The sequence below is a fragment of the Opitutus sp. ER46 genome (assembly GCF_003054705.1).
Classification (GTDB): Bacteria; Verrucomicrobiota; Verrucomicrobiia; order Opitutales; family Opitutaceae; genus ER46.
In genome coordinates this window covers 107,621-120,555 of the sequence record NZ_QAYX01000024.1, presented here as the reverse complement: position 1 = coordinate 120,555, position 12,935 = coordinate 107,621, and the positions used below count along the sequence as shown (strand labels likewise).

General features: G+C 66.5%; 7 protein-coding genes. All 7 read left to right on the top strand.

The features are described 5' to 3' along the window. The first annotated feature begins 10 nt into the window (after positions 1-10). The 7 genes from DB354_RS16020 to DB354_RS15990 all read left to right on the top strand — a co-directional run bounded on the left by DB354_RS16020 (position 11) and on the right by DB354_RS15990 (position 12,876). Positions 11-1,381 (top strand): GH1 family beta-glucosidase, encoded by a 1,371-nt coding sequence (locus DB354_RS16020; protein ID WP_107836660.1) that lies wholly within the window; start codon positions 11-13, stop codon positions 1,379-1,381. Beyond that, a complete protein-coding gene (locus DB354_RS16015; protein ID WP_107836659.1) occupies positions 1,378-2,583 on the top strand; it encodes a glycoside hydrolase family 27 protein in 1,206 nt (401 codons plus the stop codon). The genes DB354_RS16020 and DB354_RS16015 overlap by 4 nt, the downstream gene beginning before the upstream one ends. Positions 2,584-2,845: 262 nt before the next feature. Beyond that, complete coding sequence (locus DB354_RS16010; protein WP_107836658.1) at positions 2,846-3,835, top strand: glycoside hydrolase family 130 protein; 990 nt, start codon at positions 2,846-2,848, stop codon at positions 3,833-3,835. A 14-nt stretch (positions 3,836-3,849) separates the two neighbouring features. Beyond that, positions 3,850-6,342: a glycoside hydrolase family 2 protein gene (locus tag DB354_RS16005; RefSeq protein WP_107836657.1), complete on the top strand. Its 2,493-nt coding sequence runs from the start codon at positions 3,850-3,852 to the stop codon at positions 6,340-6,342. An 80-nt stretch (positions 6,343-6,422) separates the two neighbouring features. After that, complete coding sequence (locus tag DB354_RS16000) at positions 6,423-7,841, top strand: MFS transporter (protein WP_107836656.1); 1,419 nt, start codon at positions 6,423-6,425, stop codon at positions 7,839-7,841. Between the two features lie 56 nt (positions 7,842-7,897). Beyond that, on the top strand, positions 7,898-9,067 hold the full coding sequence (locus DB354_RS15995; protein ID WP_107836655.1) for a XylR family transcriptional regulator: 1,170 nt from the start codon (positions 7,898-7,900) through the stop codon (positions 9,065-9,067). 206 nt (positions 9,068-9,273) lie between these two features. Continuing rightward, positions 9,274-12,876: a TonB-dependent receptor gene (locus tag DB354_RS15990; protein ID WP_158277567.1), complete on the top strand. Its 3,603-nt coding sequence runs from the start codon at positions 9,274-9,276 to the stop codon at positions 12,874-12,876. The last annotated feature ends 59 nt before the right edge of the window (positions 12,877-12,935 follow it).

The window sequence follows — 12,935 nt, the reverse complement described above, 5'->3', positions numbered from 1 at the left end:
CGACCCGCCCATGAACTTCCCCGCTGATTTCACCTGGGGTGTCGCCGCCGCCGCGTACCAGATTGAAGGCGCCGCCGCGCTCGACGGCCGCGCGCCGTCCATCTGGGACGTCTACACGCACCAGCCCGGCAACATTTTCGAAGGCCACACGGGCGACGTGGCGTGCGACCATTACCATCGCTACGCCGAGGACGTCGCCCTGATGCGCGACCTCGGCGTCAGCGCGTACCGGCTGTCGCTGTCCTGGCCGCGCATCATACCCGACGGCACTGGCGCGGCGAACGCGAAGGGCCTCGAGTTTTACGACCGGCTGATCGACGCGCTGCTGGCGGCCGGCATCACGCCATGGGTGACGCTTTACCACTGGGACCTGCCGCAGGCGCTGCAGCAGCGCGGCGGCTTTCTGAACCGCGAGTTCGTGGAATGGTTCGGCGCCTACGCGACGATCGTCGCGCAGCGGCTGGGCGATCGCGTGAAGCACTGGATGACCTTCAACGAGCCGCCCTGCTCGATCGGGCTCGGGCTGCAGGAGGCGGTGCACGCGCCCGGGCTCAAGCTGAGTTTCCGCGAGTGCCTGCTGGGCGCGCATCATCTCCTGCTCGCGCACGGCACCGCGGTGCAGGCGCTGCGGGCGGGTTGTCGCGATCGCGTGAAGGTCTCGCTCGCGCTCACCGGCCGGGAGCGCATCCCGGCCACCGAGAGCGCGACCGACATCGAAGCGGCGCGGCGCGACTACTTCGCGTGCCACGATCGCTCGATGTGGAACCTCTCCTGGTGGGGCGACCCGGTGTACCTGGGCCACTACCCCGAGGAGGGCTTGCGCGCGTTCGGCGCCGACGTGCCGGCATTCACCGACGCCGATCTCAAGCTCATCGCGCAGCCGCTGGATTTCATGGGCTACAACTGCTACTCGGGCTGGCTTGTCCGCGCCCGGGCCGACGGCACACCGGAGCAGGCGCCCGGCGGCTGGGGCATCGGCAATCCCCGCGGCACGCTCTCGTGGCTCAACGTCGCGCCCTCCGCTCCATACTGGGCCGCGCGGATGCAGCACGAGCGCTACGGACTACCGGTGGTCTTCACGGAAAACGGCTTCTGCAACACGGACTTCGTTCACCTCGACGGCCAGGTGCACGACCCGCAGCGGATCGACTTCATGGCACGTTACCTCGCGACGATCGGCCGGGCGCTCAAGGACGGCGTGCCGGTCGCCGGCTACTTCTACTGGTCGGTCCTGGACAACTTTGAGTGGAAGGAAGGCTACAAGGACCGCTTCGGCCTGATCCACGTCGACTACCAGACCCAGAAACGCACGCCGAAGGACTCCTACGCGTGGTACCGCGAAACCATCCGTGCCCGCGGCGCGAACCTCCCCGTCACATGAGAAAGCCCCTCGCCCTCCTGCTTGCCTCCACGCTCGCCCTCACCGCGATGGCTCAGAAATTCGAGAATCTCGCCCTCACCCCGCCGATGGGGTGGAACACCTGGAACACGTTCGCCAGCGACATCCACGAGTCGCTGATCAAGCAGACGGCCGACACGATGGTGGCGAACGGCATGCGCGATGCCGGCTACGTGTACATCGTGATCGACGACACCTGGTCGAAGAAGCAGCGCGACGAGCAGGGCAACCTCGTGCCGGACCCCGCCAAGTTTCCCAGCGGCATGAAGGCGCTGGCGGACTACCTGCACGAGCGCGGTTTCAAGCTCGGCATCTACTCCTGCGCCGGACCGCGCACCTGCGCCGACTATCCCGGCAGCTGGGGACACGAGTTCCAGGACGCCCGCACCTTCGCGGCGTGGGGCATCGATTACCTGAAGTACGACTGGTGCAACCGCGGCAATGCCGACGCGCGCGACGCCTACACGCGGATCCGCGACGCGCTCTACACCGCGGGCCGGCCCGTGGTCCTCAGCATCTGCGAATGGGGCCAGAACAAGCCCTGGGAGTGGGCCTCCGGCATCGGCCACCTCTGGCGCACATCCGGCGATATCTACGACTCCTACGATGGCCGCAAAGGCTGGGAGATGGGCTGGAAGCGCATCCTCGACCTCCAGTACTCGCTGGTGGATTCGATCGGGCCCGACGGGATCGGCAAATACGCCGGTCCCGGGCATTGGAACGACCCCGACATGCTCGAGGTGGGCAACGCCGGGCTGAGCATGGCCGAATCGCGCGCGCACTTCTCGCTGTGGTGCATCCTGGCCGCGCCGCTCATGGCCGGAAACGACGTCCGGCACATGAAGCCGGAGATCCAGGCCATCCTCACGGACCGTGAGGTGATTGCCATCGACCAGGACAAACTCGGCAAGCAGGGCTTCCGGGCGCTGGCCGAACCGGCGCGCGCCATCGAGATCTGGATCAAGCCTCTGAGTGAAGGCGACTGGGCCGTCTGCGCGCTCAACACCGGCAACGCGCCGGCCGACCTCACCATCGATTGGGAACGTCTCTGGACCCTCGACCGCCGGCCCTATCAGGTACGCGACCTTTGGGCCAAGCGGGCGGCGGGCGACACGACCAAGCCGCTGACGGTGCGCGTGGACACCCACGACGTGGCGCTCTTCCGGCTCACCCCCGCCAAGTAGTCCGCCTACGCGCCGGCTAAGCATCGCTGATAGTCGAGCCCTACCGGCGCCCGACGCCGACTTAATTCACCCGACACGCCTGGTTTCCGCGTCGAAACGCACCGGGAGCGGCGCCCGCCGTCGCTCCCGCCGCCCGCTCTCAAGACCCGAACAATAGAACTCATTAACAACGACGGCGCCCACCCGTAGAGTTGAGGCTGTTCCCCGCCCTCCTGCCCCCGCGTTCCACGCCGCGGATCGAAGCCCGCCATCCTTCACCGCCATGCAACTCAAGATCGTCGGATCTCCTCTTCCCAACATTCCGTGGCAGCCACGTCCTGCCGGGAACCAGGACCTCGTGTGGCGCTATGACGCCAATCCGGTGATCGGTCGGCGGCCGTTGCCGCGCGTCACCGGCATCTACAACAGCGCCGTCGTGCCATGGAAGGGTGAGTTCATCGGCGTCTTTCGCACCGAGGGCATGGACCGGGTGCCGCACCTCCACGTTGGCCGCAGCCCAGACGGGCTGAAGTTCACGTTCGAGCCCAAGCCGATCGACTTCAAATGCGACGACCCGGAGGTCCGGCGTCACGAGTACGCCTACGACCCGCGCGTCACCCCGATCGACGGCGTGCACTACATTACCTGGTGCAACGGCTACCACGGCCCGACCATCGGCCTCGCGCGCACGACCGATTTCGTGACTTTCGAGCAGCTGGAGAACGCGTTCCTGCCGTACAACCGCAACGGCGTGCTCTTCCCGCGCAAGGTGAACGGCAAGTTCCTGATGCTCTCCCGGCCGTCCGACACCGGGCACACGCCGTTTGGCGACATCTTCGTCAGCGAGTCGCCCGACCTGACCCACTGGGGCAGGCACCGGCACATCTTCGGCCGCGGCTGGCCGTGGTTCCAGGGCATGAAGATCGGCGCCGGACCGTCGCCCATCGAGACGAGCGAGGGCTGGCTGCTGTTCTATCACGCGGTCACGAACACCTGCAACGGCTACGTCTATTCGATGAGCGCGATGCTCCTCGACCTGGAGCAGCCGTGGAAGCTCATCGCCTCGGCCGACCAGGCCATCCTCTGCCCGGAGGCGCCGTACGAGCTGACCGGCTTCGTGCCGGGCGTGTGCTTCCCGGTGGGCTGCCTGTGCGATGCCGCGACGGGCCGGATCGCGATCTACTATGGCGCCGCGGACACCTTCTCCGCGCTGTGCTTCTGCCAGGCCGAGGAGATCGTCCAGTTCATCAAGGATCATTCGCTCAAGCGCTGACGCGCTTCGCCGCCGTGCGCCACCACCCGCTCAACTCTGCCAACTGGCAGTTCCGGGACGCCACGGCGGACGGTCCCTGGCGGGACGCGGTGGTGCCGGGCTGCGTGCACCTCGACCTGCGGCGCCACGACGTCATCCCCGACCCGTTCTGGGGCGCGAACGAAACGGCGCTGCAGTGGATCGAGGAGCACGACTGGGAGTACACGGCGGAGTTTGACGTCCCCGTGGCGCTGCTGACGGAGGAGGTCGTCGAACTCGCCGCCGACGGGCTCGACACCGTGGCGACGGTGACGCTGAACGGCCGCCGCGTGGGCCGGACGGAGAACATGTTCGTCGGCCACCGCTGGCGAGTGAAGCCGCACCTGCGCGCGACGGGGAACCGGCTCACGATCCGCTTCGCGAGCGCGATGGGCTACATCCGCACGCACCGGCGCGGGCATCAGCCGCGGGAGTTCAACGACCCGGTGGGCCGCAGCCAGGTGGTGCGCAAGCAGCCGTGCCAATTTGGCTGGGACTGGGGGCCCCGTTTCGTCACCGCGGGCATCTGGAAGGGCCTCCGGCTGGAAGGCTGGACGCGCAACCGGCTCGTCGACGTGCGGGTGACGCAGGAGCACGCGGACGACGGTTCGGTGACGCTCGATCTCACGCCGGAACTGGCGCGCGCGGACCGGACGGTGACCTGCCATCACCGGCTGAAGCTCGGCAACATCGTCGTGGCCGAAGGCACGGGGACGCGCCTGCGCGTGGCGCAGCCGCAGTTGTGGTGGCCCAACGGCCAAGGGGCGCAGCCGCTCTACAGCCTGGCGGTGGAGGTGCGGCATGCCGACGGCCACGCGCTGGGCACATGGATTCGCCGGCTGGGCCTGCGCACGATCGAACTCGACCGGCACGCCGACGCCGCCGGCGAGACCTTCCAGTTTCGGGTGAACGGCCGGGCGCTCTTTGCCAAAGGCGCGAACTGGATCCCAGCGGACGCGTTCGTGACGCGGCTGACGCGGGAGGCGTATGCGCGCGACCTCCGCAGCGCGGCGGAGGCGCACATGAACATGATCCGCGTGTGGGGCGGCGGGATCTACGAGAGCGAGGACTTCTACGACCTGTGCGACGAACTCGGTCTGCTCGTGTGGCAGGATTTCATGTTCGCCTGCTCGATCTATCCCGGCGACCGCGCATTCCTCCAGAGCGTCGAGGAGGAGGCGGAGCAGCAGGTGCGGCGGTTGCGGCACCGCGCGTGCCTCGCGCTCTGGTGCGGCAACAACGAGATCGAGGGGCTCAACACCGACCTCCTGCAGGACCCCGCGCACCGCGCCGCGTACGACGCGCTGTTTCACCAGACGCTGCCCACGGTGGTGGACCGCGTGGACGGGATCACCGCGTACTGGCCATCGTCGCCGCACCGCCCGGGGACCGGCAATGGCCACGGAGCGGGCAACGGCCACGCCGCGGGTGAGAAACTCGGCGACACGCATTTCTGGGACGTCTGGCATGCCCGGCATCCAGTGAAGGACTACGAGAAGTGGCGGTTCCGCTTCGTCTCGGAGTTCGGGATGCAGAGCTACAGCTCGCCGGAGACGCAGGCCACGTTCTGCGCGCCGGAAGCCGGCAACCTGTTCGGCCCGGCGATGGAGAACCACCAGAAGAACCGCGGCGGCAACCAGGTGATCCTGGATTACGTGTTCCGCCGCTACCGACTGCCGCGGACGCAGGCCGACCTCATCTATCTTTCGCAACTGAACCAGGCGTACTGCATCCAGACGGGGGTCGAGCACTACCGGCGGCTGATGCCGCACTGCATGGGCGCGCTTTACTGGCAGCTCAACGACTGCTGGCCGGTGGCCTCATGGAGTTCGATCGAATACACCGGCCGGTGGCGCGCGCTGCACTTTGTGGCACGCCGGTTCTTCGCGCCGGCGCTGGTCACGGCACACGTGCCCGCCGACGACACGCCGGGCATCGGCAACTACCGCCCGCCGCCCCCGCGCGAAGTGCACCTGTACACCGTTTACGACGCGCCGCAGCCGGCGTCCGGCGTGCTGCGGTGGGATCTCTTCCATCTCGATGGCCGCGTGGTGCAGCACGGCCGCCACCGCGTGGCGCTCCGCCCGGGAGAAAGCGTGCTCCAGCGGACGGTCGCGCTCGACGCGGCGCTGGCGCGCCACGACCGCGACACGCTCTACCTGCGCATCGCGCTCGAGATTGGCGGGGAGCGCGTGAGCGAGGACACCGTGTTCCTGGCGGCGCCGCGGTTCCTGAACCTGCCCAAGGCGCGCGTGCGGGTGCAGGCGGAACTGATCGATGCCCGGCGGGCGCGACTGACCTTCACCGCACCGGTTTTCCAGCACCGCTTGGCGTTCGACGTGCCGGGCCTGCCACATCGCGCAAGCGACAACTACTTCGAGCTCTACCCCGATGAGGCCCGGACGGTGGAACTCGAGTTCACGCGCCCGATCACGCTCCTCCGGCTGCGTCGGGCACTGCGCTGGCACTCGCTGGCGGACACCTGCTGAGCGCCCTGGCCCCGCGCGCGTTTGCCCGCCACGCGCCGGCCCGGGGCAGGCAGGGAAAGCGCGGGCGCTCCAATCTTTTAATGACCAACCCCGTCACGAAACTTCCGCTGCGCGAGAAGCTGGCCTATGGCTGCGGCGATTTTGCCTCCTGCCTGTTCTGGGCCTCGTTCAGCAACTTCCTGCTGCTCTTCTACACGGACGTCTTCGGCATCACGGCGGCGGCGGCCGGGCTGATGTTCATGCTCACCCGCATCTGGGACGGCGTGAACGACCCGATCATGGGGATCATCGCCGACCGCACGCAGACCCGGTGGGGCAAGTTTCGCCCTTGGATCCTGTGGGGCTGCGTGCCCTTTGGCCTGATGGGCGTGCTGCTGTTCACCACGCCGAGCCTGGGCATGACGGGCCGGCTCGTGTGGGCATACCTGACGTACAACCTGATGATGATGCTCTATACCGCGGTGAACATCCCGTACACCGCGCTGCTCGGCGTCATCACGCCCGACCCGGTGGAGCGCACCCGCGTGTCGTCGATCAAGTTCGTCTTCGCCTTTGGAGCGGGACTGGTGATCAAGATGACGCTGCCGTACATGATCGACGGCTTCGGCGGGGCGGCCAACCCGCAGCGGGGCTGGAGCCTCTCGTTCATAGTCGTCGCAGCGGTGGCGGTCGGCTTCTTCCTGGTCACGTTCTTCGGCACCCGAGAGCGGGTGGCGCCGCCGCCGGAGCAGAAAACGTCGATTGGGCGCGACCTGAAGGACCTGTTCCGGAACGGCCCGTGGCTCATCCTGCTCGGGACGACGCTGACCTTCATCCTCTTCATCTCCACGCGGCTCACGATCACGGCGCACTACCTGAAGTATTTCGTCGGACCGCAGATGGTGCAGTTGCCGTGGCAGGACGCGCCGCGCCTGTGCGAGTTCAAGGACCTGTGGGCCGCGTTCGGCGTGGCCGGTGACGCCGGCTCGATCGTGGGCGTGCTGGGCGTGGGCTGGTTTGCAGCGCGGGTCGGCAAGAAGACCGCCTTCCTCCTCCTGATCGCAGCTTCGGCGGCATGCAACGCGGTGTACTTCTGGCTGCCGGCGCACGCCGTGGGACTGATCTTCGCATTCCAGTTCCTCGGCAACGTGGCCGGCGGACCGCTGGCGGTCCTGCTTTGGGCGATGTACGCGGACACGGCGGACTATTCGGAGTGGAAGAACGGCCGGCGGGCGACAGGGCTGGTGTTCTCCGCCTCGACGATGTCGCAGAAGTTTGGCTGGGCGGTCTGCGGGCTGGTGGCTGGCTCGATGCTCTCGGCGACCGGGTTCGTGCCCAACATCGCGCAGAGCCCGACCGTCCTGCGAAGCCTCGTCTTGCTGATGAGCCTGATTCCGGCGGCGCTGGGCGCGCTGGCCCTGGTCGTGGCCTGCTTTTACCCGCTCACCGATCGGCGCGTCGGCGAAATCGAAGCCGAGCTCCGGGCGCGGCGCGCGCGCGAAGGAGCGACGCCCGCCTGAAGCCGCTCCGTCATCCGGGACTTGCGTCAGCCGCGCCAGCCAGCAGCTTCGCGGTTGTGCGGCCGCAAGTTCTCCTCGTTTTCCTGACCCGCTTCGAGGAATGCATGGCGATGCTGAGGGGCATCGTGCACTACGAGCGCACTCACCAAATCTGGACGGCGTTTCACGACGACGAGGCGCGCGCGGAGGTCGATCCCCGCTGGCTCGAGAGCAAGCGCTGGGACGGCATCATCAGCCGGCACACGACCCCGGGCCTGGTGCAGGCCTGCCGGAAGCTGCGGATCCCACTCGTCGACCTGAACGACGTGCCGCGTTTTCCGGGGGTGCCGAAGATCCGGCCGGACAACGTGGCCATCGGGCACTTGGCGGCTGAACACTTCCTGGAACGCGGCTTCCAGCATTTCGGCTTCACCGGCTTCTCGAACGACGGCTGGTCCTGCGAGCGCCGCGACGGCTTCATCGAGGCGCTGCAGCTCGCCGGCCGTGAGTGCAACGTGTTCGACGTCAACTACCCCGGAGACGTCACCCCCTCGTGGGACATCGACCAGATCACGGCGCTGGCCGACTGGCTGAAGCGACTGCCGAAGCCGTGCGGGGTGATGGCGTGCTTCGATATTCGGGCCCAGCAGATCCTGACCGCGGCGCACGCGCACGGACTGCTCGTGCCCGAGGAAGTGGCGGTGGTGGGAGCGAACAACGGCGCGATTCGCTGCGAACTCGCCTATCCGCCGCTGAGCAGTGTGGCGCCCAACGCGTATCAATCAGGGTATCGCGCAGCCGAGGTGCTGGCCGCCATGTTGGCGGGGGAGGATCATTCGGCGTTGGACGAACGCATCGAGCCCGTCGGGATGGTCACGCGGCCGTCCAGCGACGTGCTCGCAATCGATGACCGCAACGTGGCGGCGGCACTCAGCATCATTCGCGAGCGCTCCTGCCAGGGTCTCACGGTGGATCAGGTGGTGGCGCACGCCCATGCGTCGCGCAGCCAGCTCGAAAAGAAGTTCCGCCGGCACCTTGGTCGCTCCCCCCAGGCGGAGATCCGCCGCGTGCAGGTGGAGAAGATTCGGCAGTTGTTGATGGAGACTGACTTCCCTTTGAAGCGCATCGCTGAATTGGCCGGCTTTGAGCATGTCGAGTACATGTGCGTCGTCTTCAAGCGGCTCACCGGGGAGTCTCCCGGCGAGTTCAGGCGCAAAACCGAAGCAAAGAGCATTCAGTCCGACTAGTTCCCCGTCGCGCGCTCCGAGGAAAACCCGCAAGGTTTACCGGCAATAAGACTTAATTGCGGTGCAAGTGAACTCATTCACTCGCCCGTCGCCCCCCGTTATAGTCGGCATGCTGAGCGCGGTCCCGGATCTTCCGGGCGCACGCAGCCGGTCTCCGCTTCGCGAAGATCGCCCCAACACCAACCACCCCAAGCCCCCGAATGATCATGACCCGCCATTCCCTGCGGCTACGTGCGCTTTGTCTCACGTCCGTATTCTCGCTTGCGGTTACACCTGCGCTTAACGCGCAGAGTGCTCCGCCTCCGGCCCGACCTGCGGCCGACTCCGCCGCCCAGGAGGAGCCCCTCGTCCTCTCGCCCTTCCTCGTGGAGGCGTCCGAGGATCGCGGATACCAGGCGACGAGCACGCTCGCTGGCACGCGCGTCCGCACGGAACTGAAGGACGTGGCCTCCGCGATCAGCGTGGTGACGTCACAGTTTCTCCAGGACACGGGTTCCAAGAACCAGCAGGACCTGCTGGTCTACACGACCAACACGGAAATCGCCGGCGTGCGCGGCAACTTCTCCGCCGCGGGTGGCGCTTCGACCTACAATGAAATCTCGAATCTGCTCCGCCCGAGCAACAACACCCGCGTGCGCGGCCTGGATGCGGCGGACAACACCCGGGACTACTTCCTGACGGAGATCCCGTGGGACGCCTACATCGTCGACCGCGTCGACCTGCAGCGCGGCCCGAACTCGATCCTCTTCGGCGTCGGCAGCCCTGCCGGTATCATCAACACCAGCATCAACACCGCGACCTTCAAGAACTCGAACAAGGTCGAGAACCGGATGGGCCGCTTCGGCTCCGTGCGCTGGTCCGCTGATTTCAACTACGTCGCGATCAAGGACGTCCTCGCCCTCCGCTTCGCGGCGTTGGACGACAGCACGAAGTACCAGCAGAAGCCGGCGTTCAACCGCGACCGCCGCCTCTTCGGCGCGGTGCGTTACGAGCCCAAGCTCTTCGGCCCCGAGTCGCGCACCTCAATTCGCGTCAACTACGAGAACGGCAACGTGAACGCCAATCGGCCCCGCTCGCTGCCGCCGATCGACGGCATCACGCCGTGGTTCAGGACCGGCACCTCGAACGGTGTCGCCAACATGAACAAGCTGACGCTGAACCCGCTCACGACGTGGGACCAGTGGGGCAACAACTACCTCGGCACCTCCGCGGCGTATCCGTGGTTCCGTGAAAGCTCGTTCGGCCGCATGGGCAATCCGAACATTGCCTCGTTCTTCGACTCCACCGGCCTGCTCTACAGCATGACCCCGAAGGCCAACGGCACGCCCATCGGCGCCGGCAGCAAGACGACGCCGATCGCCGGCATCGAGTTTGCGAAGCTCTGGGCCGTGACGACCTTCAACAACTACGCCCGCGTGGCGGTGCCCGGCGGCAAGTACTATTCCAACGTCTCGCTCTCCGACCCGACGATATTTGATTTCTATAACCAGCTGATCGACGGGAACAACAAACGCGAGTGGCAGAACTGGGACGCCGCGAACATCGCGATCTCGCAGACCTTCTTCAAGGACCGCTTCGGCTTCGAGTTCGTGTACGACATGCAGCGCTACGAGGACGGCCAGCTCGCGTTCCTCAATGGCGACCAGTACATCCTCGGCGTCGACATCAATACGCACCGCATGGACGGCACCCCGAACCCGAATCTGGGGCGTCCGTACGTCGGCAACTCCGGCCAGTACGGCAACACGGAGAACTACATCGACCGTGACAACAAGCGCCTGACCGCCTTCGCCGACCTCAACTCCGAGGACTACCTCGGCAAGAACTGGATGACGAAGATCCTCGGCCGCCATGTGTTCACCGGTCTCTACTCCGAGGAATCCAAGGAAACCGACCAGCGCAGCTTCACGCGCTGGGCTTCCGATCCGGCCTACAACACAGCGAATGCCCTCAACACCGACATCACCACGGGCGAGCGCCAGTACGACTGGATTTCCTATCTCGGGCCCTCCCTGTCGGGCCGCTCGAGCGCTTCGGGTGCCAACCTCAGCGCGGTCACGCAGACCATCAATCCGAACGGCAACGTCGCCCTCCGCTACTTCGACTCGCACTGGAACGCCTCGGTCGACCCGTCCGCCCCCGGCACGTACATCGATTACGATGCCAACGGCGTCCCGGTCGTCACCACCGGCACCCAGGGCGACATCGCCTCGAACTATCGTGGCTGGCGCTCGGACTCCTTCCGCGTGCTGAACTACGACAATCCGGACGACCGGCCGAAGCTCTACTCCGACACCCAGCTCCAGAAGTTCGAGATCAAGTCCCAGGCCTTCATCTGGCAGGGCTACATGTTGGACAACACGATCGTCCCGACGTTCGGCTGGCGCCGTGACGAGATCACGACCGAGAACCGGGCCGGCCCGAAGGGCACCAACAACGTCTCGACCCTCGACTACGGCAAAGTCGCGGTGACGCCGCGCAATGTCGCCGGCGAAACCAAGAGCTGGGGCGTGGTCCTCCACATGCCGCGTCGCCTCCGCTCCAAGATGCCGCTGGGCACGGGCCTCAGCGTGTTCGTGAACCGTTCCGAGAACTTCAAGGCCGACGCTCCGCGCGGCGACATCTTCGGCAACGGCATCGACAACCCGAAGGCCGAGACAAAGGACTACGGCGTCGTCATCAGCACGCTGAATGACCGCCTCTCCCTGAAGGTCACGAAGTACGAGACCAAGATGAAGAATGCCACGCTGCAGGCCGACAGCGCGGGCTTCTCCAGCAATCTCTACTATTCCTGGGCGATTCCCTACTGGGGCGCCACCCACGCGCTCGCCGCGCTCGACGGCATCTCCGACCCGCAGCTCCGCGAAGGCAACTGGGGCTGGCCCTGGAACGGCATTGCCACCCTCCCGGACGGCTCGCCCGACAAGCCGCGCATCCAGGCCATCGTGAACGACTACTTCAAGAGCTTCCCGCTCACGCAGAAGTTCGTCGATGAGTACGGCCTCGGCATGAATGTTGCGGCGATGCACGCCGCCACGACCAACGCCCAACGCTATGCCTCCGTGCCGACCTACGGTGCGAGCGGCTTCGGCGCCAACGGTGGCCTCGGCCTCCAGCCCGCCTATGCCGGCCGCCTCAAGAGCTTCGGCTCCGGCCCGGTCGCCTCGGTCGACACCACCTCGAAGGGCGTCGAAGTCGAAATCGCGGCCCAGCCGCTCGATAACTGGAACGTCTCGGTCAACTTCTCGAAGACCGAAGCGATGCGCGACGCCATCAGCCCGACGATCGGCCTTTGGATCGACCAGATGACGAAGTTCCTCGCCGGCGACGCGGGCCTGATCCGCCTGTGGGGCGGCGACCCGCTCCGCAAGGTATGGTCCGACACCATCCTCGCCCCCTACGCGGTGCTCCAGGCCCAGATCGGCAGCCAGGTTCCCGAAGTCGCTCCGTGGCGCTTCAACGCCGTCACGAACTACAACTTCAAGACCGGCGTGCTGAAGAACGTGAATGTCGGCGTCGCCTACCGCTGGGAGGACAAGCGCGTCCTCGGCTACAAGTACGACGCGGTGAAGGGCACACTCGACATCAACCAGCCCTATCACGGCCCGACCGACGATCATGTCGACCTGTGGGTCGGCTATCACCGCCAGCTCTCCGATCGCATCAACTGGCGCGTGCAGCTGAACCTCCGCAACGTCGGCGAGAAGGCTCACCTCGTCCCGGTCAATATTCAGCCCGATGGCTCCGTGGCGCTGTCCCGTATCCAGGAAGGCCTGACCTGGCAGCTCTCGAACACGTTCTCGTTCTAAGGGTGTTACCTGCCGCCGGGGACGACTTCCCTCCCCGGCGGCGTTTGCTGGCAGTGCCG